This window comes from Nitratireductor sp. ZSWI3 (genome assembly GCF_024655565.1).
GTDB lineage: Bacteria > Pseudomonadota > Alphaproteobacteria > Rhizobiales > Rhizobiaceae > Nitratireductor.
Genome location: NZ_JANKOF010000041.1, coordinates 14,266 through 37,214, shown reverse-complemented (window position 1 = coordinate 37,214; position 22,949 = coordinate 14,266). Strand labels below are relative to the sequence as shown.

General features: G+C 61.8%; 12 protein-coding genes and 2 pseudogenes. 9 read left to right on the top strand and 5 right to left on the bottom strand.

The genetic code is table 11. The features are described from left to right. The first annotated feature begins 90 nt into the window (after positions 1-90). A pseudogene (locus NUU27_RS13975) lies at positions 91-1,035 on the top strand (IS630 family transposase). Positions 1,036-1,122: 87 nt separating this feature from the next. On the opposite strand, the gene NUU27_RS13970 reads toward NUU27_RS13975, so the two are convergent. Together NUU27_RS13970 and NUU27_RS13965 are read right to left on the bottom strand one after the other, a co-directional pair. Further along, on the bottom strand, positions 1,123-1,926 hold the full coding sequence (locus tag NUU27_RS13970; protein WP_257762727.1) for a class I SAM-dependent methyltransferase: 804 nt from the start codon (positions 1,924-1,926) through the stop codon (positions 1,123-1,125). An 84-nt stretch (positions 1,927-2,010) separates the two neighbouring features. Continuing rightward, positions 2,011-2,190: a hypothetical protein gene (locus tag NUU27_RS13965; protein WP_257762726.1), complete on the bottom strand. Its 180-nt coding sequence runs from the start codon at positions 2,188-2,190 to the stop codon at positions 2,011-2,013. Positions 2,191-2,339: 149 nt separating this feature from the next. On the opposite strand from NUU27_RS13965, the gene NUU27_RS13960 reads away from it, so the two are divergent. After that, positions 2,340-4,367: a tetratricopeptide repeat protein gene (locus tag NUU27_RS13960; RefSeq protein ID WP_257762725.1), complete on the top strand. Its 2,028-nt coding sequence runs from the start codon at positions 2,340-2,342 to the stop codon at positions 4,365-4,367. A gap of 214 nt (positions 4,368-4,581) precedes the next feature. On the opposite strand, the gene NUU27_RS13955 is transcribed toward NUU27_RS13960, so the two are convergent. Further along, a complete protein-coding gene (locus tag NUU27_RS13955) occupies positions 4,582-6,369 on the bottom strand; it encodes a ShlB/FhaC/HecB family hemolysin secretion/activation protein (protein ID WP_257762724.1) in 1,788 nt (595 codons plus the stop codon). Between the two features lie 2 nt (positions 6,370-6,371). Continuing rightward, positions 6,372-13,595 (bottom strand): YDG domain-containing protein, encoded by a 7,224-nt coding sequence (locus NUU27_RS13950; protein ID WP_257762723.1) that lies wholly within the window; start codon positions 13,593-13,595, stop codon positions 6,372-6,374. A 217-nt stretch (positions 13,596-13,812) separates the two neighbouring features. Here NUU27_RS13950 and NUU27_RS13945 point away from each other — a divergent pair, with 217 nt between their 5' ends. Then, positions 13,813-15,273 carry a sensor histidine kinase KdpD gene (locus NUU27_RS13945; RefSeq protein WP_257762722.1) on the top strand — a complete coding sequence of 487 codons (1,461 nt, stop codon included), beginning with the start codon at positions 13,813-13,815 and terminating at the stop codon, positions 15,271-15,273. Then, the gene (locus NUU27_RS13940) at positions 15,270-15,977 is read left to right on the top strand and encodes a response regulator transcription factor (protein WP_257762721.1); all 708 of its coding nucleotides are present in this window, start codon (positions 15,270-15,272) and stop codon (positions 15,975-15,977) included. Before NUU27_RS13945 ends, NUU27_RS13940 begins: the two co-directional genes overlap by 4 nt. A gap of 537 nt (positions 15,978-16,514) precedes the next feature. Here the strand turns inward: NUU27_RS13940 and NUU27_RS13935 are convergent. Beyond that, positions 16,515-17,411: a LysR substrate-binding domain-containing protein gene (locus NUU27_RS13935; protein WP_257762720.1), complete on the bottom strand. Its 897-nt coding sequence runs from the start codon at positions 17,409-17,411 to the stop codon at positions 16,515-16,517. A gap of 756 nt (positions 17,412-18,167) precedes the next feature. Here NUU27_RS13935 and NUU27_RS13930 point away from each other — a divergent pair. The 5 genes and pseudogenes from NUU27_RS13930 to NUU27_RS13910 all read left to right on the top strand — a co-directional run. Next, positions 18,168-18,311 (top strand): annotated as a pseudogene (locus NUU27_RS13930) (IS3 family transposase); the annotation flags it as partial. Positions 18,312-18,876: 565 nt separating this feature from the next. Continuing rightward, a complete protein-coding gene (locus NUU27_RS13925) occupies positions 18,877-19,908 on the top strand; it encodes a LacI family DNA-binding transcriptional regulator (RefSeq protein ID WP_257762719.1) in 1,032 nt (343 codons plus the stop codon). Between the two features lie 10 nt (positions 19,909-19,918). After that, positions 19,919-21,193, top strand: coding sequence for an ABC transporter substrate-binding protein (locus NUU27_RS13920; protein ID WP_257762718.1), 1,275 nt, complete (start codon positions 19,919-19,921; stop codon positions 21,191-21,193). Positions 21,194-21,264: 71 nt separating this feature from the next. Continuing rightward, positions 21,265-22,116: a carbohydrate ABC transporter permease gene (locus NUU27_RS13915; protein WP_257762729.1), complete on the top strand. Its 852-nt coding sequence runs from the start codon at positions 21,265-21,267 to the stop codon at positions 22,114-22,116. Further along, a complete protein-coding gene (locus NUU27_RS13910; protein ID WP_257762717.1) occupies positions 22,113-22,949 on the top strand; it encodes a carbohydrate ABC transporter permease in 837 nt (278 codons plus the stop codon). The genes NUU27_RS13915 and NUU27_RS13910 overlap by 4 nt, the downstream gene beginning before the upstream one ends.

Genomic DNA, 22,949 nt, shown 5'->3' with positions numbered 1-22,949 from the left:
CCTAGAGCGTGACCCGATCTGATTGAATCGGGATTCCCAAATCAGCGGAAGCGTGATTCAAGCTATCTGCCGGGATGGAGGCCGGCAGATATGTCGAAAGCTCTCTCGGTCGATCTTCGAACGCGTGCGGTTGCTGCGGTCCGTTCGGGTGCGACGCACCGCGAGGCGGCGGAACGTTTCGGGGTGAGTGCGGCGAGCGTGAGCCGCTGGCGGGCGCTGGAGCGCGAACAGGGCGATGTGATGCCGAAGCCGCTCGGCGGCGATCGCAAGTCTGCCCGCATTGACACCCACAAGGCCGCCATCGTGGAAGCCCTCGGGCCGGAAGCCGACCGCACGATCGAGGAAGTTCGGCAGGCGCTCAAGGAGCGTGGTCTGGCCTTCAGCTTCGGCTCGCTGCAACGCTTCTTCAAGCGGCACGCCATCACGCGCAAAAAAAGACCGCGCACGCCACCGAACAGGACCGGCCCGACATCGTGAAGCGGCGGCAGGCCTGGTTCGACGGCCAGCCCGATCTCGATCCGGAGCGGCTCGTCTTCATCGATGAGACCTGGGCCTCGACGAATATGGCACGCCACCATGGGCGCTGCCGTCGCGGCGAGCGGCTGAGGGTCGGCGTGCCGCACGGACACTGGAAGACAACCACCTTCGTTGCCGGTCTGCGAACCACCGGGATCGCCGCGCCCTTCGTGCTCGACGGACCGATCAACCGCATCGCCTTTGAGACCTATGTCGAGAAGGTGCTGGTGCCCGAACTCGAGCCGCGATATCGTGATCATGGACAACCTCTCCAGCCACAAGGGCCCGAAGGTTCGCGAACTGATCGAGGAAGCCGGTGCGACGCTGCGCTTTCTGCCGCCCCACTCGCCCGACTTCAACCCCATCGAGAACGCCTTTGCCAAGCTCAAAGCCCATCTGCGTAAAGCCGCCGAGCGGACCGTGGATGGCCTCTGGAACGCCATCGGCCGCATCATCGATCTGTTCACGCCAGACGAATGCCGGAACTACTTCAAAGCCGCCGGATACGATGCAATATGATCGGATTCCGCTCTAACGCAAATCCGTACATTCGATCCACAACACCGCTTCCACAAAATGCGGTTGTCGCGGCCGGTCTCGCGAATCCTAAGCCGATACAAGCGCCCTGACAGCCCAAGCCCGAGCGACTTGGCGGACGGGGCCCTGCAAGCCGACCTTTTCGGCGAGGCGCGCCTTAAGTCGGGCGCGCAGCGCGTCGTCAAGGCTCATGCAGTAGCCCGGCGCCGGGCCTGCCCCAAGCGTGAAGGGGTGCCAGAACGCCTCGAAATCTTCGAACTCCGTCGCGATCTCGAGGGGCACAATCTCCACGCTGTCAAAACCCGCTTCCCAGCAGTGGGTAGATAGGCCTGCCTCGGTGCAGAAGGAGAAGCGCGCGCCTTCATCGAGGTTGCGCACCTCCGAGTCAATCTCGGCAGCGGCCTTCCAGAAGGTATCGATAAAGCCGATGCCACCGCCGGGATAGTCCCAGACGTAGAAGGCAAGGATGCCGTCCCGACGCAGCACGCGCCGCATCTCGGTAAGTGCGGCGACCGCGTCCGGCACGAAGTTCAGCACAAGCCCGGAGACCGCCACGTCCATCGACCCGTCTTCCAGAGGGATTGATTGCGCATCGGCCACCTTAAATCGGGCGCGAGGGTCCACAATGGCGTTTCGCGCGTGAGCTAAAAAGTCCTCAGAACGATCTGTGGCGAGGATCGAGCGCGGGGCCGAGGTTGCAAGGACGGTTTCGGTAAGGGCGCCCGTGCCGCAGCCGATTTCGAGCCAGTCAGCACCTTGCGGCGGCGCGAACCAGGTCAGGAATTTCGCTGCGATCTGGCGGCTCCAACGCCCCATGTAACTGTCGTAACCAATGCCGGCGCTCCAGGCGTCATGTTCTGAATGTAGCGGCATACCCGTCCCTCCCGCAGTCTCTTCTTGCCAATGTGACTGCACGGCAGTCTGCAGCGACTGAAGGTTACCTCGTCGCGAACAAGATCAACGCATCGACTTGAGATTCGTGATCAGGATTTTCTGCTCCGTTGACAGAGGATTGCGCTCAACCGGCTCCTTCTTCGGGCGGTTGAAAAGAGCCCGAGCAATTCTTTCGAAGAGAAATGATCGTTCGTTGTTCGTCTGCTGTTTGGCGGTGGCGTCCAATGCAATCTGACGGGTCATGTCTCTCATCCTTCCTTCGTGCTGGCTGATGGAAGGATGATCGACCGCAGCCATTTGCGATCCGTCGGAAAAGGCGTTTGCGAAGTTGTCGCACGGGCGTGATCGGCGTTATAAATGCATTAAAACATGCGAAACGATCTCGGTGGCCGATGGATCGGGAGCATTTCCAGAGTGAGCCTCCTCTTCGCCTTCTCGGCGATCTTTCGCTTGTCGACCGCAACAACACCGAGCTGCATTTCCAAACGCGCAAAGCAGCCCAGTTGCTCGCCTATGTCGCCACGGCGCCACAAGCCCGGTGTCGCCGGGAAAAACTGTGCGGCGTCTTCTGGCCGGATCGGGCCGATGCGCAGGCGCGCAACAGTCTGCGGCAAACATTGAGCGGGCTGCGCAAGCTGATTGCTCCATCGGATCGACCTCTGCTCGCCGCCGATAGCGAACATGTATGGATAGCGGCCCCATCAGCCATCGTTGATTGCATCCGGCTCGAAACCTATTCCGCCTCGAACGACCCACAATTGCTCGTTCGGGCAGCCGCACTCTATCGTGGCGATTTCCTGGAAGGCGTACCGGTGTTGCCAGAGATCGAAGGCTGGCTTCGCGACAATCGGACAAGATACCGTTTGATTGCCGGTACGGTGGCCGATAAGCTGTCGCGGATCGCGAGAAACGACAACACGGATCTGCAGGAGACCTGCCGCAGTCTTGCCGCCACGCTGCTGGCTTTGGACGATTCAGACGAAAGAGCACACCGGACCTTGATACGACTGTATCTTGCCCAGTCGAAATTCAACGAAGCGCGCCGGCAGTTCGAGCTTTGCCGAGAGGCGACGATGCGGGTGTTCGGGGCGGAGCCGGATCCGGAAACGACCAACCTGATCATCGGGTCAGGTGCATCACCAGAACCGATGGCGGCTTCGAGGGGCGAGACTGGCCATGAACAATCCGACGACAGCCCGGCTGTCGCGCCTCCCGAGGAGGGGAAACCCTCGATCGTCGTCCTGCCCTTCGACGACCTCGCCTCCGGCGATGGAAACGATTTCTTTGCCGACGGGATCGTTGAGGAGATCACGTCGGCTCTATCCCGCGTGGGCGACTTTTTCGTGATTGCCCGACAGACCGCCATCGCTTTCAAGGACAAGGTGATCCCCCTGAATGAGATCGGTGAGCGGCTCGGTGTGCGTTATGCGCTGGAAGGTACGGTGCGGCGTGGTGGTTCGCTGATCAGGCTCTATGTCCATCTGGTGGATACAAAGACCTCAAGACAAATCTGGTCCGACCGGTTCGATGGCGGGCTCGAGGATGTTTTCGAGCTTCAGGATGAGATTGCCATCCGGGTCGCCTCGGCAATTTCGCCTACGATACGGTCGGCCGAAATCATGCTCGCGCGCGCCAAGCCACCGGAGAACCGGCGCGCCTATGATTGCGTGCTGGCAGGTCTGCCGAAATTGTGGGGGCATAATAGAGAGGAGAATGCCGAAGCCGCGTGCCTGTTCGAGCAGGCGCTGGAGCTTGTGCCCGACTATGGACGGGCCGCGGCGTTACTGGCGTGGTGCCACGCTCAGGATGTGGTCTACTACTGGAGCGATGATCCGGACAAATCCCGTCAACTCGCGGCATCTTGGGCTGCTAAGGCGGTTCCGCTTGTTCAGGACGACCCAACAGGATTGGCCGCGGTCGGTGCAGCCATCAGTCAGGGCGAAGGGGATCAGGAAAGAGCCCAGGATTTGCTGCAACACGCCCTTGAGATTGATCCGAACAATGCCTGGGCGTGGGCGCGGCTGGCCTGGTCCCACTTCTTCATCGGGCAATATGGAGACGCGCGGCGATGCTTCGAAAAGGCAAAGAGGCTGAGCCCACTCGACCCGCTTGGCTTCAATCTCGATTTCGGTTTGGCCGGTGTTCTCTTTGCCGAAGGCAAATACAAGGAAGCGGCAGCACTGTCCCGCAAGACGATCGCCAGCAAGCCGGACATTACCTGGGCGTATCGCCAATATGCGACCTATGCGGCGCTTGCCGGGCAAGTAGACGAAGCACGGGCTGCGATCGCCAAATATCGTGAAGCCTATCCGGATGTCACCATTGCGACCAACGTCCGAAATCACCCCCAGCGTAACAACGCACACTACATGAAACTCTTTGTCCAAGGCCTGCGGATCGCTGGCCTCCCCGAAGAATGACGACTGCGATCTTCGACCACATGATCGCCTGACTGTCATAACTGTTCAAAGGCGACGCCGTTCCGGCGCGTCCCGATCCGCCGGCCGCGATTGTTCGAGGCTGACGGAAATCTAGAGCATTTTGCAGTCAGGTGGAATCACCTGACGACCGCATAAATGCGGAAAAACAAAGAAGATAGATCGGGAAAGCGTTTCCATGAAACGATGAACCGATCTAGAACCGCGCGGTTACCATGCCCTGGATATTCCAGTCACCGGCTTTCGTGTAGCCGGCGTCGTCGAGTGCGACACCGGCGAAGACACTGGCCGTGAAGGTGTCGGCGATGGTGTAGTCGAAGCCTGCCCCCAGTCCGCCCAGCGTCGTGTTGCGATCCGTGGTGTGATCACGCCCGAATCCGAGATCGGCGAAAAGATAGGGCGAGAAGCTGTCCTGCACGGGCGGAAGCCAGTCGCCGGCGGCCCGGTTCCCGAGCAGCGAGAAGCTCGGCAAGCGCAGCTCGTTGCGCCAAATGATGCCGCTGTCCACGCTGACGTCGTCGTAATTGTAACCGCGCACCGCATAACGCCCGCCGAGCGAAACGCGCTCCGTATCCGGCAGCGCCTCGGCGGCAAGGGTTGCCGAGATCGAGGACATCCAGGAAAGACGCGCCGGTAAAGGCGTGGCGCGGGTCACATCCATGGCGACATAGGCATAGCTGAGATCATCGATCCTGCCGTTGGAGAACGACTGCCAGCTGGCCGCGTCATTGCCGTGGAGAATGCCACCCGGATTGGCCTTGAGCCGCACGTCCACGGCCGTTTTCCCCCAGCGGTCCTGAAAGTTTCCGCTCCAGCCCAGGACCAGTTGGAAAAGCTCGGCGCTGCCTTCCGCAATCGGCACGCCATAGAACAGTGTGCTCCGCTCAAGGCGCTTGAACTCGACGCCGCCATAGACATCACCCCAATAGCGTCCCGGCAGGATGTTGGAGACCGCCGAGCGATAGATCACGGGCAGCTCGAACGTTGTGTTCTCGATGGTGAAGAAGCGGTTCGGCCGTTCGCTGGTGGCGACCAGGGCCGGCGCGATTTCCAGGCTTTGCCGGGCAAAGGTCGGGATGGTGATCCTGCCGGCATGGCTGATATAGCCCGAATATTCCCCCTTCCGAGGGATGACGATCCCCGGATCGCTCCAGATGTCATCACTCGCCGTCATCTGATAGGAAATCCAGGGCCCTCCCGGCAGGGGCAGGCGCGCGTTGCCCCCCAGGAAATAGCGGTCCCGCCCGGTGTCCCCTGAGCCCGAATTCGACCAGCCTGCAAAGACATTCCAGGGTTTTTGCGCCCTGATCGTGACGTCGAGATTGCTGAGCGCGGCCTCCTCGCCGGGGCGAAAGACCCCCTCCGCGCGCCGGTAGGGGGAGCGGTTCAGCCAGTTCAGATCCTCTTCCAGAGCGTGCGCATCGATCCTGTCTCCCGGAACGGCGCGCAACCCGTTCCTGATGCTCTCGGCTTCCTCCGGGGCGACGCCGCCGACCTTCACCTGGCCGGTGCGGAATTCGATGACGCGGACCTGCAGCACGCCGCTGGTGATCTCCTGCGGCGGCAGGGTGACGGAGACGAACGGGTAGCCCGCATCCTTGTAGGCCCGGGCTATCGACGCCTGGATCTGGCCCGCGAGCGCCAGGGTCAACGGCTCGCCGATGAACGGGCGCAAGGCGGCCTCGGCTGCCTGCCGTTCGATGATCCCGACCCGTCCCCCGATGCCTTTGGGCGGCGCGGCGGCAACCGTATCGTTCTCACCGATCAGAAAGACCCCGGCGAGATCGACACCGAGGGGCGTCGTGTCTGTCGCACCGAATTCCTGCGCGTCCACGCCAAGAGACACCGGCTCCCCGGGCGTGACGCGTGGCAGGTTCCGCTCGATGGCCGATTGCGCCAGCGCAGCCGGATGACAGAGCAGGATACCCGCGGTCAGCGCGGCAGGAAGCGTCACGTGCCGGCGGCTCAGTATCTTTGGCACCATGATCATTCCACCACGGCGCTGAGCCATGCGCCGTAAGTTCGGTTGCATGGATGAACGGCTATCGGGCCATTCTCGCGAACGATCACCGGCTCGCAGGTGTCGGTCGTTCCATCACCTGCCTCGACAGGCAGAGGGGGCGAGGACTCGAATGTTTGCGGCTGGACGGTTGGTGTCGGCACACCAGGCTCATCGAGGATCGTCAGAACGCCGCCAAGATAGGTCAGCTCGTAATTGGCCGACAACGCCAGCGAACCCTGGTCGATGTCATATGTGCCGGCCGGCGAGTTGGCGTCCGCCACTGTCGAAAGGTTGCCGCTTAACTGATCGCCATTCACGAGAGTTCCGGACACGATGGTGTAGGTCAACGCGGGATTGGCCTCGTTGATATCCCGTTGCAGATCGTCCGCCTGCACCGTTACCGCCCGTCTCATGACCGTCACGTTCGCCCCGATAAAGGCGATCTGGTAATTGCCGCCGGCCGATAGCGAACCCTGCGTGATACCATAGCTGCCGACATTGCTGGTGGAGGCCGCGCTGCTGGTCAGGGCTCCGGCGAGCACCGACGCATCGTCGCCACCGACCAGTCCGCCATAGGTATAACCAAGGGTCGGCGCGCCGTCCCCATAGGTCATGCTCCCCGCATTTGCCGCCACCCACAGGGTCGCCGGCGTAATGTCGGCGCTGGAGGTCGCAGTCGAAGCAATCGTGTAGTTGCCCGCATCCGCGCCGGTCAGGCCGAGACCGGAGACGGTGACCGTCTTGCCGGTGCCGACGTTCTTGTCGGCGAAGGCAAAGCTGCCGCCGGACACCGCCACCATGTCGCCACTGACGAGGCCGCTCAAAGCCCCGATGGAGCCGGTGCCTGCCGTCGTGCCGTCGTAGACCTTGTCGTTGGCCAAGGCGGTGACCGTCAGGGCTTTCGGCGTGATGTTCGCCGTGGTTGTGGCGGTGGAAGACAGCGTGTAGTTGCCCGCATCCGCACCGGTCAGGCCGATGCCGGTGACAGTGACGGCCTTGCCCGTGCCGACGTTCTTGTCCGAGAAGGCAAAGCTGCCGCCGGACACCGCCACCATGTCGCCACTGACGAGGCCGCTCAAAGCCCCGATGGAGCCGGTGCCTGCCGTCGTGCCGTCGTAGACCTTGTCGTTGGCCAAGGCGGTGACCGTCAGGGCTTTCGGCGTGATGTTCGCCGTGGTTGTGGCGGTGGAAGACAGCGTGTAGTTGCCCGCATCCACGCCGGTCAGGCCAAGGCCGGAGACGGTGACCGTCTTGCCCGTGCCGACGTTCTTATCCGAGAAGGCAAAGCTGGCGCTGCCGGACACATTCACCACATCGCCGCCGATGAGACCGGAAAGACTTCCGAAGCTGCCGGTTGCTGCGGTGGTGCCGTCATAGATCTTGCTGTCGGCGTCGACCGAAACGGTGAGCGCCTTCGGCGTGATGGCGAGAGAGCCCGAGACAAGCGTCAGGTCATAGCCGAACTGACTTGAATACAGACCGCTCAGGGTCAGATCGCCGCCGGTGTAGACGCCCGCATCCGCGTTGGCAGCCAGATAGCCGGCTGTGCCGAAGATCAGGGCGCTGTCATAGGGCGAGCCGTAGACGAGCGTGCCGACATCCGAGCTTGTGGCGCTGCCGTCATAGGTTCTGGTGCTGTTGCCCCCCGTCACCGTCAGCCCGGTCATGAAGCTGCGCAGCAGCGGAGCTGTATAGCCCTCATAGATGCGCCAGGCCGCACCCGTGGCGCCCTCGTCATCGACGTCGAAGCCGTGGTCGATGAAGGTCGAAAGCTGCTTCATCTCGGCGCTGGTGGCGCCATCAACGTTGGTGAGAGTGCCCGAGCCGGCGTTACCGGCCGCGAGCGACTGGCCGGTCGTCTCGACATCCCAAACACTGTTGGCGATGCTGTTGCTCGCCGCTGACATGGCGCCGACAAGGCCGCCCGCCGTGGCGCCGGTCACTGCACCCGTTGCATAGGAGGTCCGTATATCGACACCTCTGTCCGCATAGCCGACGATGCCGCCGGCAGAACCGCTGGCTCCCGTGGCCGTCACGGCGCCGGACGAATAGGCGTCGAAAATCCGGATATCGGAGCCATAGCCAACAAGCCCGCCGGCCGTTTGGCCGCTCACATTCCCTGCATTGAAGGAGTTGGATATTTCAAGGCCGCTGGATGCAGAGCCCACCAGTCCGCCAGCCAGACTGCTGCTGCCGGTGACCGTTACCGTGGAATAGCTGTTCCTGATCGTCACGTGATCGTAAGTGTCCCCGATCAGTCCGCCCGCGTCATAGGCGCCATCTATGGTTCCCGTCGCGCTGGAATCCAGGATCGTGACATATTCATTGCCGGTGCCAAACAATCCACCGGCCTGAAAGCCCGACAACGCGGTCACCGACACATCCGCATGAACATTGCTGATCGTCGACAGACCGCCATGGCCGTCAAAATTGCCCCAAACCGACGCCGCTATACCGCCGACCGAACCGCGTGTGGAGGTCACGGAGCCGCTAACGAAGATGTTCGACAGATTGTGTGCGGCCTGGTACCCGGCGCTTTGATGCGCAAAGACAATCCCGGCGGAACTTCCCGTGACGTCGGCATTGGTGATGCTCAGATCCTTGATCTCGACGTCCGGCGCACCACTCAGGGCCCTGTCGCTCCAATAGGAAATAAGACCGGCCCAACTATCGGGCCGGTTGATGAAGAGCCCGTCGATCGTGTGTCCGTTTCCGTCCAGGCTCCCTCCCAGAAGGACCGGAGCGAAGCCGGCACCGCTGTTCCAGTTGCGGGTGCCTGAGGCATCGATATCGGCGACGAGCTGATAATTCACGCCATAGTTGGCGCTCCACGCATACCGAGCCGTAATGCCCTGCAAGCCATAGAGATCGAAGATCCGATAGGGATCGGCCTCGCTGCCATCGCCGCCGAGCGCCCTCAGGAACTGACCATTGTCCGGCAGGGAAAAATCACCTGCATAAAAGTCTGGGAGGCTGCTGCCCACCTGCGACCAGTTCGTATCCGTTCTGAAGAGACCGACAGAGATGTCCCCGGTCGCCGTGGAGGAAACATTCGTGGCGCTGCCTGTCCGGTCGATGCGCAGCTTGCCGTTTGCAGCGGTGACCGATCCGTTGATCGTGATCGAGGAATTGCTTTTGTCGTTGTAGAGATTGAGCTGGTTGGAATTCGCCCAGGCAAGATCCCCGTTCACGGTCAGATCGCCACCGATGGCCCAGAGGGTCATCAGATTCTCGCCAACGGAGAACGTGCCGTCCGTTGAAACCGTCAGGCCGCCGCCGGCATACATGCTCTGGTTGAGCGAGAAGTCGGAGCTGGCGTCGAGATCGATATCGAGGCTTTTGCCGTTGCCGTCCGATCTGAGAGCACTGCCCGGGATGTTGTTTATGAAATCGAGATCGCTGTCGCTGAACGAGCCGATCGTCGTGTCCAAGGCCGTCGAAACGCTGTTTAGATCGGCGGCGTCCGTCTCGATCCGGAAGGTGTTGCCCCAGATATCCGCGCCCGAGATTCCGGATGCGGTCAGCCTGTCGGAATAGGTTGCGCTCTGTGTGCTCCCGCCATCCAGATAGGTGAGCGCGCCGGAGGCATCGAGCGCGCCAGGCAGGGCGAGATAGTAGTAATAGCCATTGGCGCCCGTGCCCGTGCTGCCGAGGAACGAACCACCTGAAACAATGCCGATCTCGGCGCCGGTGAGCGCTGTCGTGCCGCCGTCGCTATAGGCGAAGCCGGAAACGGCGCTTGCACCGGTGGGATAGAGCCAGTTGAAATAAGGATAGAGATTGGTGCCGGTGCCCCACACGGCGTTGGAGAAACCCGATGGCAAAACGCCCTGCAGCCCGGCGGTCGTCAGGCCGGTGATATCTCCGCCGCCGGCTACAATCCCATTTGCCTGTCCGCTGGTCTCGGTGTTCCAATAGGCCGACTTTATGGCGGACGCATCGGCACCACTGCTGCCGGCAAATCCACCCACCGGCGCGGCCCCGGTGACCATTCCGGTCGCATAGGCATTTTCGATGCTGGCGCTACTGAAGACCACCCCTACAAATCCGCCTGTCGCAGAGGACGCTCCAGTGCTGGTCACGTTCCCCATTGCGTAGGCGTTGGAGATTGCACCTTCGTTGCCGCCGACCAGTCCGCCAAGGCCGTAACCCGAACCGGTGACATTGCCGGTGGCAAAGGACTGATCGATCGTGCCGCCACCGCTGGCATAACCGTTCGCGCCGACGAGACCTCCGACCAGGCTATTGCCGGAAACACTGCCGGTGGCATAGGACCGGGAAAGCGTACCGTCGAAAAGAGCACCGATCAGGCCGCCGACTGCATCACCGGAACCAGAAACGTCACCGCTCGCAGACGCAAGCGATATTGCTGTGAACTGCTGGCTCGACCCCACCAGGCCGCCGACGAATTCGCTCCCCTCGACGGAAATATCTGAGGAAACCGAAGTGATCGAACCGCCGTTGAAGTCTCCGGCCAGAGCACCGACAACCCGGTCGCCGATGATGCTGCCGCCGGACAGGTTCAAGTCCTTGACCTCGGCGTTTTCTGTAACGGCGAACAATCCGACATGATCTTCACCGGGGCGGTCGATCGTCAGACCTGAGATCGTGTGGCCCTGCCCGTCGAGACTCCCGGTGAAGGGATTGGCGCTGTATATGCCGATCGGGTCGAAGCCGGCAGAACTCCAGACGCCACCATAATAGCCGCCGCTATTGGCGGCGAACGCGCCCGTCATATCCAGATCGGCGCCCAGCGTGTAGTCGGCACCCAGATCCAGCGCCATGAGCTGAAGCTGATGGGGCGTGAAAATCGTGGTCGAATATTCGCTTTGCAGCATCGGCCGCGTTTCGCCGTCGATCAGCACCCATGTGTTGGTGAAGTCGAAGCCCGAATAGGTCGATTGCGTGAAAGCATTCGCGTTGCCGATGCCGGTGCCGGCGAAACTCGTGCTCTGCCCCGTCGAATCGACATCCCAATAGGCGTTCGTCGCGGTCACGGCACCTGCAAGGATGGCGCCGCCGACCAGGCCTCCGACATTGGTGGTGCCCGTCACGTTGCCGCTGGCATAGACATTGGTCAGCATGCCGCCCTGATAGGTGCTGCCGACGAGCCCGCCGACATAGTCGGTCGTTCCCGTAACGGCGCCGGTGGCATAGGAATTGGTGATCGAAGCTGCGCGCAAGCGCCCGACCAGACCGCCGACTTCACCGAAGCCCATCACCGTCGCCGTCGAGGACGAATTGGAAATGGCGGTCTGGTCGCTCCAGCCGACCAGGCCGCCAACCTGGCCACCGCCGCCAAGCGACGTGATCGTGCCAGTGACATGAATATTGCTAGCGCCTTGCCCCGCGTTAAAGCGATAGGCCAAGGCACCGACGCTTCCGCCGCTCACGATCGAGACATTGGACAGGGTGAAGTCCCGGAAGCCCCCGCTGGTCGAGGAGAACATGCCAACCACTGCCTCACCAGGGCGGTTGATCGTCAGGCTGTCAATAGTATTCCCCAGCCCTGCCAGGGTGCCGCTGAAGCCGGAGATCGGGTTGAACCCTGCACCGGAATTCCAGGAGGTGGTTCCGCTCGCATCGATCGTCTCCGCAAGCGCATAAAGACCGCTGCCGGAGATCGCCTGAAGGTCATTGACGTCGTGGATCAGAGTATAGTCGTTGCCGTTCAAGCTCAGGCTGGCGCTGTCACCGGAGAGCGTGATCCTGCCGCCATTGGCAAAACTGTAGCCGCCGCCATAGGTCAGAGCGAGACCTGCATTGGTGCCGGTCGCGGTGATTGTGTCATTGATCTCAACATTGCGGACCGCGTTCAGCGTCAGCGTCGTATCCGCGGTCCAGGAGATTGCGTCATTGACGAAGATATCGCCACTGCCGTCGGTTGCCCCGTCGTTGCTCGACAGCTTGACGTTGCCGCCAGCGAGATTGGCGGCGATGGTGGCGCCCGTCATGTCGCCGCCGCTTTCCGCGATCGTCAGATCGTTGGGATCGATCAGCCAGGTGCCGGCCTCACCGCCATCGGCAAGGGTGGTCACCCGGGCCGTATCGGCAATGGAAATGGATTCGCCTGAGGTCTCGACGAAGCCCCCTGAGCCGCCGGCCCCGCCTTTCGCCTCGATGGTACCCGAAAAGGACATGCCGGACGATGCAATCGCGGTCACCATGCCGCCCTTGGCCCCGCTCGTCTCGGCGGAAACATCGATCGTGCCGGAGATCGCGATATCGCCACCGGCCACAGTGACACTGCCGCCTTCGGTGGCGGGTCTGGGGGTCGGCACAGGAGCCGTTTTGGGGAGCGTCCGGGCTTTCAGCCGGCCGGTGACCTTGACCTTGCCCGTGCTGCCGGCGGTCAGGAAGATGCGCCCGCCGGAACTGGTGACACCGGTCGCCTTGACGACGCCGTCGGTGTTGCCGGCCAGCGCGTAGACGTTGCCGCCATTGGCGCGGATCTCGGCATTGGCAGCGGCAATCGTGCCCGAATTCACCGCTTCCGTGTCCGGGCCGCCAAGCTGCACGGAGAGGAGCCCGTCCGCGTCGGCGCTGTCCTTCATCAGCACCTCGTAGCCGGCGGCAAGACCGGCTGTGCCGTTCGGCGCTTCGAGGGTTCCGGTGTTCTCCACCCGCCGGGCGATCAGCGCGATGTCACCCTGGGCGGAGCGGATCGTGCCGGCATTCACCACCTCGGCCGTGCTGGTGCCGGAAAAGGTCGTGCCGCCGCCATTGAGGAAATCCGTATCCGTGACGTCGTGCGTGGAGGCGGCGAACGAGCCACCGGTGGCGACCATGCCGCCGCCGCCGACCACCACGCCGGCCGGATTGACGAGAAACACGCTGCCGGTTGCGGTGAGGCTGCCGTCGATCCGGCTCGAAACGTTTCCGGTGACGCGATTGAGCGTGGCGCCGTTGCCATTGTCGAAATGAACGCGATTGCCGGACCCGACGGAGAAGCCGTTCCAGCTGATGATGCCGGACTGGGTCGTCTGGCGGATGTCCATCCGCGGGCCGCTCGCCGAAATCGTCCCGTTGCCCGCAGTGAACTCCCCGCCGGAAGGCAGGACGTCACCGGCAATGGCAGCGGCGGGAACGAGCGCCGTGGTCAGCATGAGGGACGCTGTCAGCGCGCGGGAGAGGCAAACGCCCTTGTGCAAGGTCCTGCCTCTCGTCCTGGCGTCTGGGACGCAGATGTCAGTCAGCCCCTTCGTCATGCCTCAAACTTCCCTCCGGAAGACAGGTGTCCCATTCGACATTGCTTTCAATACAAAGGGTTGCATTCCGGATTCCACCTACCAATTCTGATCATTTCTGACCAATCCTGACGATGGACGTTCTTTTTCCTGAGACAGATCGTGAAAATGCATCCATCGCGCCGATACTGACGTGTGAGAAACTTGCGGCATCCCGGAACATGGGCAACAAAAGCCCATGCTGAATCTCAAGACGCTGCTGCTACTGGAATTTTGCACGACGACCCTGCAGGCTATCGCCTGGCTCCTGGTCTGGCGATCCTGGCGCCACCTCTTTGAGCTGAAAGTCATCGCAGCAGGCTTTGTTGCCATCGCTCTGGGGCTGCTGCTCCTGATTCAGCGTGGCCCTGATCCTGCTGCCTGGCGGATTCTGACCGACAATACGGTGATCAAGATCGGGCTGGTGCTTTTGGCAGACGGCATGGCCCGGTTTCTCGGCCAGCCGAGATGTCTGAAGATCGGCATCGTCTGCCTGGCCGCGCACCTTGTCTTCTGGTCCCTTGCCTTGACGGTGGCACCGGAACGTCTCGCCTTACGCATCCACGCATCGACGGCATTTACCGTCGTGATGATGGGGACCATGATCCGGACGCTCTATGCGGACCGGAGTCAGCCCAGCTTCCTGCGGTGGATCACGATCGCTCTCCTGGCGGAGTATGTCGTCGCCAGCCTGCTGCAGAGCGCGCTCGTCTACTGGTATCCGGCGACGGTCGCCAACCAACCGGTCCTGAGCGATGTAAATGCCTGGTACTTCTTTCAGGGACATCTGTTCATCGTCGGCTTCTTCATCTGCCTGCTTTTCATGGTCGGCATGCGTCTTTCTCTCGACCTGCGGGACCGCAACGCGGCGCTCGCCCAGGAAGTGGCCGAACGACAGCGCCTCGAGGACGAGTTGTCCGCAAGCCTGGACGCGGAGAAGGCCGCCCGTCAGGAGCAGCGACAACTCACACGGATGGTCAGTCATGAGTTCCGCACGCCATTGGCCGCGATACGTTATGCCACCGAGATGCTGGATGCAGTGATCAAGCATCCCCCGGACGCCGTCACGAAACGCTTGAGAGGCATCGATGCGGCGGTATCCCGCATGACCATGCTCATCGACCGTTTCCTGTCCACCGAGAGGCAGGTGGAAGGTGTGTTGAAGGTCGAAGCGCTGGACGTTACCGGGCTGGCACAGGATGTCCAGCGGCACTTCGACCAGGTCGGCTTGGGCGGGCGATTGCAGTTCTCGTCGATCGAGAATGTCCCGGGTTACTGGGCGGACGTTGAGATGCTGCGGACGGTTGTCGTCAATCTGATCGACAACGCCCTCAAATATTCGCCCCCCGAGACACCGGTGGAGATCGCCTTCTTCACCCGCAACAAGCTGCTCTTCATCACCGTGGCGGACCGCGGCATAGGTGTGCCCGAAAACGAACTCAGCCATGTGGGGCGCCGTTTCTTCCGCGCCTCCAACGCAAAAAGCACGATCGGCAACGGTCTGGGGCTTCACACGTGCAGGCAATTGCTTGGATATCACAGGGGAACCGTAGAACTGCGACCGTGCGATGGCGGAGGGACTGTCGCCACCGTGCGTTTGCCCTTGCCGGGTCTTCAGCCCGAAAACGAAGCAGAGCGCAGGGAGGTGGAACGCGCATGAGCCGGATTCTCATCGTCGAGGACGAGGAAGCCTTGCGAGGCGATCTGGTCGACTACATGTGTCTGCAGGGGTTCGAAGCGACCGGGGTTGGGTCCGCCGCTGAACTCCTGGCCATATTGCGAGGAGATACACTCCCGCACGTCGTGATCCTCGACATTGCCCTGCCCGACGGCGACGGCTTCAATCTTGCCGGGACGATCCGCGCCCAACTGGATTGCGGCATCATCATGCTGACGGCACACGGAGATACGGAGAGCCGTGTGCGTGGCTTCGACAGCGGTGCGGACATCTACCTGGTCAAGCACACCACCCTGCGCGAGATTACGGCGGCGGTTCACAGCTTGCTGCGCCGACTGCCGAAAGATCAGATGACCGAAGATGCGGCTGCAGCTTGGGTTCTCGATGCAGTCGCCTGGACGCTGCTCGCACCGGACGGCCAGTCGGTGAAGCTGACCGCGACCGAAAACACGTTCGTAGGAGCCTTGATCGCCAACGCCGGCCTGCCTTGCGCAAGGGAAGCCCTGGCAAGTATCCTTTCCAGGCGACAGACCCACTTCGACAACCGCCATCTGGACGCGGTGGTAAGCCGCCTGCGACGCAAGATCTTCGAACAGACCAATATCGATCCGCCGATAAAATCGGTCTACGGTATCGGATACTCCTTCAGCGCTGCCGGCACGATCGGCAAGACGCGTTCCGGATGAACTGCGCTGGATGGCCTGCTGCCTGTTCTTCGGACACGAGTTTGGCCTGCCCCATAAGGTGGTCCGGTTTCAGACTTAATGCATGATCGGCTTTCCGGCCATTGTCTGTGCAGATGGTGTTGCCGATACACGGGTCCGCGCGACAATGCTTCTACATTGCAGCGTTGTTGTTCTTGTCGAGAGTGCTTTTCTAAAATTCCCCTTCCTCGCTCTCGGTATCTCTCCGGAAGGCGCCCCCGGCGGTTTTCGAGGATGGTCACCGCTTCAGGTTGTCGGTTGAGACATCGGCTTTGGATGTACAGTTTTGTCGATCCGGTATGATCATTGGTGAAAATCCAAGTGGCGCAAGCCGCTTTCCCGCGTCCGGCGGTTGCGACAGGTAGTGATCCCGAATTCTCGCGAGCACCGGTTTAAGCGGTGTCTGAAGTAGTTTCATCACTCTCTCTCCAAAAGACTTGAGCTAAGTGTCATTCGGAAAGATGAGAGAACAGCGGCTGCGAAGCCAACGACTTCGCCTCAGCAGCACTTGACTGAAATTCAAGTAGGCTGGGCCAGCACCTTCAGCCAACGCTCCACCCGTCGCACGGCTGCCGTAGGTTCGATGTTGGCCGGACGACAGAGATAATATGCTCGGTTGCTCGGGTCATCCGAACCGAACGGCGCAACGAGCACCCCGCGCGCAAGACGATCGCCAACGAAGGGATAACGACCGATAGCGACGCCATGGCCGCGCTCCGCCGCTTGCAAGGCGTCTTCCTGGCCCTGAATCTCGATTGTGGCGATGGACTTCGGTAGGGCAAGACCTCGTACCCGACACCATTCCTCCCACTCTTCCGGCGAGCGCGTGTTCACGATGAGGCGAGCGCGCTGTAAGGCCATCTCCGGTCTCTCTTCCGTCCCCACGTCCAGATATCCAGGTGCGCAGACGGGGTATGCGGTTTCATCGAGAAGACGTTCTGAAATCAGCGACGGCCATTGGCCCTTGCCGTGTCGGATGGCAAGGTCGATCTGCTCACGCTTGAGGTTCAGCGGCTCTATGGTGGTGACGAGTTGGAGATTGAGGTTCGGGTACTGACGCTCAAAAGCATCGAGATGCGGAATGAGCCACGTCACAGCAAGGGTGGGATGCAGGGTTAGGCGCACCATTATCCGCCCCGGCTGTCCCGTGACCTCCTCGGTGGCTACCTGGATCTGGCGAATCGCGGGCTCGATCGCTTCCAGATAGCGCCGCCCCACCGCCGTAAGGCGCGCTCCGGTTCCGGTGCGCTCGAACAGGGCCACGTGCAGATATTCCTCCAGCCGGCGAACCTGATGGCTGACGGCCGATTCGGTGATGCCGAGGGAGCGGGCGGCACCACGGAAGCGCTGATGGGTGGCTGCCGCGTGAAAGGCGCGCAAGGCAGCAAAGGGCGGCAACCGTGCTTTTTCGGACATGGGATGAAGATGACAGCGGTATGAACGCCGTTCAAGGGTCGTGCCTCGAATGTGGTGGAAATTCTCTGGCTGCGTTTGCCCGCGCTTGGTGAACGACGACGCCAGACAGTATACGGTAGTTCAGGTGGCATCTTGTAGCGTTGAATTGTTTCGGATCAGCCAATCGGCGCCGATGAATCCGATCAGCACGCGGCTGTGCCAAATACGCGCCGCGGCAACGCCGATGAAGCGCGGAGTATTGACGCAATGTTGACGCCCTTGTGGGACACTTTCAAAGCCTTTGGCAGTCTACGGGTCATGTACGTGCTGGTCGAATTGATCGGCTCTGGAAGACTGGCGCCACCTCGGCCGATTCTTCCACTTGAGGGAGAGTCCCGAGCAAAGGTGGTGACGGCAATTGAGCCTTTGTTGGCGGCCAGATGAAGTCCATACTCCAATTCGGTACGTTCGGCTCAAGGCCGCTTTGAGGAAATATCAGCGAGAATTCCAATGACCGAAATGGGTGGTTGGTATTCCGCCCTGAAGGATATTTTGCATTCTGCACAGACGGGCTCATCATCGCCATCTGTTATGTAGGTCGCGCCAACTTCGCTCATTCTCCGCTCTAATCCTGGGCGCGAGCGCATTCATTATGGGCCAATCTCGATGAATTCAGTCTATCGCCTGTGGCGCATAAAGTTAAATTATGTGCCAAATACTATATTGCACTTTTATCGGAATCGGCTCGTAGTCATCAAATGACAGACTTGGCCCGCACAGACCTCGGCAGCCTACGCCGAGGTCATCGCGGCAACCGGCCCCAGCGCTGCGCAAATTGAAGGCTCCGCGCCTCCGCTGGTTGCTCACCCCGCGCCCCATGGCGTAACAGAAACGGTCGAGGCTCTAATCGCGGCTGGATGAAAGTTCAGTGGCAGGTCAAACCTTCCGAAAGCGTTATGGCAGAACGCCGTCGGACATACGCGCAACGCGGCCGATTTGACGACCTGGGAAGCTTCATTGCTTCCGTTGGTCCAGCCACCCCGCATCTGAAGCACGGCTGAAGTGCCGGATTTCGCGGACATCCGGCGAACGCCGAGATGGTCCCCTGCCGCCCACCAGGCACTCCAACGCTGGAATGGCCGCTTAAGATGAAGCGTACGGAACCAGACGGGCAGCAGTCAGCCCCGAACGCAACATTTCGAGATGGTTTCGGCAAGGGTGGCTTCTGGCGCGGCTCCCCCGTTCCGACCATCGATCTTTCATTCCATCGCGACACGCGCTGCAGGCAACGAGTTCAAATGCGAGCTTCGGCAGGATCATTCAGACCGGCGCTCGCCTAATGGCTGCTCGACGTCCTCAGACCTTTCGAAAAGACGTCCGGCGAGGTTCATGGACAATATGATGAATTTGCTCGCCGCGACCTTCCAAAACGTTTTGGCTTGCTCTCCAAAACGTTTTGGGTAATCTATCCTGCAGGAGGAGCCCTTTGTCCAATCTCAAGGAACTCGCGCGGTCGCTCGGACTGTCGATCACGACGGTATCTCGCGCGCTCGATGGTTACACGGACGTCTCGGCCGTCACGCGAGAGCGAGTGCGCGCGGCTGCCGAAAAGACAGGTTACAGGCCGAACGCATCAGCGCGGCGCCTGCGCAAGCAACGGGCCGAACTCGTGGCCGTCACGCTGCCGAACGATCCCGGCCATATCGGCCCTCCGCATTTTCTCGACATGCTCTCGGGATGCGCCGAGCATCTGGCGAGCGCCGGCCTTAATCTCGTGATGGCACCGGTGCCGCGTGGTGCAAGTGAACTGGACATCTGCCGCCGTTTCGTCGACGGACGCCGTGTCGACGCAATGCTGCTCGTGCGCACACGCAGGAATGATGAACGCGTCGAATTCCTGCAGTCGCGCAGCATTCCTTTTGTAACCAATGGACGCACCGAGAACCCGGCTCCGCATCCATTCATCGACGGCGACGGCCAGGCGGGGTTCCATGCCGCAACGCGACGCTTCCTGGCTGCGGGCCATCGCCGCATCGGCCATATCGCGGCGCCTCAGGATTACTACTTCGCGCATGTGCGCCGCATGGGATGGGCAGCGGCCATGCACGAGGCTGGTTTCGTGCCAGACCTTTTTTCGGAGAATGCGCCGACGGAGCTTGGCGGATATCGGGCCGCGCTCGATCTCCTGCAGCGCCCTTCGCCACCCACGGCCCTTGTCTGCTCCACCGACGAAATGGCGATCGGAACCCTCAGGGCCTTGCGGGAAACAAGAGGTGGCGACGGCATCGCGGTCGTCGGTCACGACGACCTTCCGATGGGCGCGTATGTGAGTCCGGCGCTGTCGACGATGCGCGTGACCGGAGAGAATCTCGGCGCCAGGTTCGCTTCGCTTTTGCTGCGCGCCATAGCGGGCGAACCCGCCGAAACGCTTCAAGAGCTTCATCCTGTCGAATTCGTCGATCGTGCCAGCCACGAACCCGCCGGCAACGCCGGGCCCATTTCAAAGTCAAGCAAGTAGGAGGAGTTCGATGAAAACTTTCATATCCGCCGCAATGCTCACCACCACCATCATGGCCTTCACGTCGCCGGTTCTCGCCGACACCATTTTCCTGTCGACGCAGCTCCGCCCGATCGAGGAGGCGACCGCAGTGCGGGAACAGATTCTGCAGGGTCTCGAGGGCAAGGTCGACTACGTGGTCGAGGAGCCGCCGCAGTTCGCCGTACGCATGGAAGCCGAGCGCCAGGCTGGCACGCATACGATCAGTCTCGTCGGCGCCTTGCATGGAGAGCTGTCGCCGCTCGCCGACAAGGAATCGCTTGAACCGCTCGACGAACTGGCAACAAAGCTCGCCGGCCGGATCCCCCAATCGCTTCTGGATCTCGGAAAGCTCGGCAAGCAGACGCAGCAATATATCCCCTGGATGCAGGCGACCTATGTGATGGCTGCCCATAAGGATGCTCTGCAATACCTTCCGGAAGGCGCCGACATCAACGCCCTCACCTATGACCAGCTGATCGCCTGGGGCAAGACCATGGCCGAGAAGACCGGCCAGCCGCAGATCGGCTTCCCGGCCGGACCGAAAGGCCTCATGGCGCGCTACTTCGAGGGCTATTTCTATCCGTCCTTCACCGGCGGCGTGGTGCGCACCTTCAAGAACCCGGACGCAGCCGCCGGCTGGGAGAAGTTCAAGGAGCTTTGGGCTGTCGTCTCCCCCAATTCCACCAACTACGACTTCATGCAGGAACCCCTGGCTGCCGGGGAGGTGATGGTGGCATGGGACCATGTGGCGCGCCTGAAGAACGCCATTTCGGCGGCGCCCGACAACTATGTCGCATTCCCGGCGCCGGCGGGGCCCAAGGGCCGCGGCTACATGCCGGTCGTCGCGGGTCTCGCCATCCCGAAAGGCGCCCCGGACAGGGCCGGTGCGGAGCAGGTGATCGAGCACCTGTCGACGCAGGACACCCAGTTGCTGACCGCTTCGCTCGTCGGCTTCTTTCCGACGCTTGACGTGACCCTGCCGCCAGACCTCGACGAGGGCGTCGCGCTGCTGGCCGGAGCCGTGAACGCGATCCAGACGTCCAAGGATGCCGTGATCTCGCTGCTGCCGATCGGCCTCGGCGACAAGGGTGGCGAATTCAACAAGGTCTACATGGACGCGTTCCAGCGCATCGTGCTGCGCGGCGAGCCCGTCGCCGACGTGCTCGAGGCACAAGGCAAGGTGCTGGGCCAGTTGATGGCCGACACCACGGCACCGTGCTGGGCACCGGACGCAGCAAGCGAAGGGGCCTGCCCGGTAGAATAGGCTCGCGAAGGCTAGCGGATGCCGGACGCGTGTGGCCCGGCATCCGCAGTTTCCGTCAACGGCGTTATCAGATGACAAGCAACCGATCCTGGACACCCTACCTGCTGATATTGCCATCGGTCGCGTTTCTGGCGTTGCTGTTCGTCGCTCCGCTCGTGCAGACCATCTGGCTGGCGCTTTCCGAGAACGGCGCGCCGTCGCTCGCGAACATGCGCACGATGGTGAACGACCTCAACTTCGTCCCTTCGCTGCGCAACACCTTCCTGCTGGCACTAGCGGTGGTTCCGGTCCAGGTCGCTATCGCCCTCGCCATGGGAACGCTGGTTGCCAAGATCGGGGCCGGCCGGGAAACCATCCTGTGGATATGGACCATTCCGCTCGGCATATCCGATCTCGCCGCCGGCATGGTGTGGCTGGCGATCCTTCAGAACACCGGCTACCTGAACTCACTGCTCTTCGGCCTGGGGCTCATCGAGCGGCAGACCGCATGGCTCACATACCAGACGCCAGTCGCGCTCTTCGTCGGCATCGCGGTCGCTGAGATCTGGCGCGGCACAGCCATTGTCATGGTCATCATCGTCGCCGGCCTCAACCAGGTTCCAAGGGAATACAGAGAGGCGGCGGAGATATTCGGCGCCGGACCGTGGACCCGCTTCTGGCGTATCACGCTTCCGTTGATACGGCCCGCCCTGCAATCGGCGCTCATCCTGCGCACCGTGCTCGCTTTCGAAGTCTTCGCCGTCGTCTATGCGCTGGGCGGGCGCAACTTTCCGGTCCTCGTCGGCGAGGCGTATACCTGGCAGAACCAGAACCAGAACTACGGCGTCGCAGGCGCGTATGCGGTGCTGATCATGGTCATCTCGCTGGCCGCGACTGTCGTCTATCTGAAGGCCATAAAGGTTGATCCGGAGCGCCTGCCATGAGCGCCGCATCTGCGACCCCTGCGAACTTCCCGTCATCCAGGCGCTGGCTCGTCTGGAGCGGCATAGCGGCGCTCTGCGCCTGGGTCCTGGTGCCGATCTACCTGGTCGCGCTCGGGGCGCTCGGAGGCCGGCAGGGGGTCTACCAATGGCCGAAGACCGGTTTGCCGACCGGAATCTCCATCGAGCCGTTTCTGCTCTTCCTGAGGAGCGAGGGGGTCACGCAGTCCTTCCTGAACTCACTGGGCGCGGCCGGCATCACCGTCGTGCTCTCGATCGCGCTCGGTGCTCCGGCCGGCTACGCGCTCGCCCGCTACAGCTTCGTCGGGAAGGACAGCTACCGGCTACTCGTGCTGCTCACCCGCGCTTTTCCTCTGGCGATCCTTGCCTTGCCGCTGACCGTGTCCTTCATCCGGCTTGGTCTCTACGACACCGTCTACGGAGTCGGCTTGATCCACACCGTGCTTGCACTTCCCTTCGCGGCGCTTGTCACACAGGGCATTTTCCTCGGCGTGCCGAGGGAGCTTGAAGAGGCAGCATGGATCTTCGGCTGCAGCCGCGTACAGGCTTTCTTCAAGGTCGTCGTTCCGCTCGCCATGCCGGGCATTGTCGCAACGGCCGTCTTCGCCTTCGTCATATCGTGGAACGAGGTCTTCGCCGCTTCGGTGCTGACGGTGCGCAACCGGACGCTGACGGCCTACCTGCTGACCGTGCTCTCGGAAAGCCCCATGCACTTTCGCTTCGCTGGCGGCCTCCTGCTGATTCTTCCCTCAGTCGTCTTCATCTTCGCGGTCAGACGTTACCTGTTCGCGATCTGGGGCATATCCTCCAAGTAA

Excerpts from the sequence above, each read along its gene's own strand:
- NUU27_RS13920 (WP_257762718.1), top strand. The coding sequence starts at position 19,919 with ATGAAAACTTTCATATCCGCCGCAATGCTCACCACCACCATCATGGCC.
- NUU27_RS13935 (WP_257762720.1), bottom strand. The coding sequence starts at position 17,411 with ATGTCCGAAAAAGCACGGTTGCCGCCCTTTGCTGCCTTGCGCGCCTTT.
- NUU27_RS13915 (WP_257762729.1), top strand. The coding sequence starts at position 21,265 with ATGACAAGCAACCGATCCTGGACACCCTACCTGCTGATATTGCCATCG.
- NUU27_RS13945 (WP_257762722.1), top strand. The coding sequence starts at position 13,813 with ATGCTGAATCTCAAGACGCTGCTGCTACTGGAATTTTGCACGACGACC.
- NUU27_RS13960 (WP_257762725.1), top strand. The coding sequence starts at position 2,340 with ATGGATCGGGAGCATTTCCAGAGTGAGCCTCCTCTTCGCCTTCTCGGC.
- NUU27_RS13970 (WP_257762727.1), bottom strand. The coding sequence starts at position 1,926 with ATGCCGCTACATTCAGAACATGACGCCTGGAGCGCCGGCATTGGTTAC.
- NUU27_RS13950 (WP_257762723.1), bottom strand. The coding sequence starts at position 13,595 with ATGACGAAGGGGCTGACTGACATCTGCGTCCCAGACGCCAGGACGAGA.
- NUU27_RS13910 (WP_257762717.1), top strand. The coding sequence starts at position 22,113 with ATGAGCGCCGCATCTGCGACCCCTGCGAACTTCCCGTCATCCAGGCGC.
- NUU27_RS13965 (WP_257762726.1), bottom strand. The coding sequence starts at position 2,190 with ATGACCCGTCAGATTGCATTGGACGCCACCGCCAAACAGCAGACGAAC.
- NUU27_RS13940 (WP_257762721.1), top strand. The coding sequence starts at position 15,270 with ATGAGCCGGATTCTCATCGTCGAGGACGAGGAAGCCTTGCGAGGCGAT.
- NUU27_RS13955 (WP_257762724.1), bottom strand. The coding sequence starts at position 6,369 with ATGGTGCCAAAGATACTGAGCCGCCGGCACGTGACGCTTCCTGCCGCG.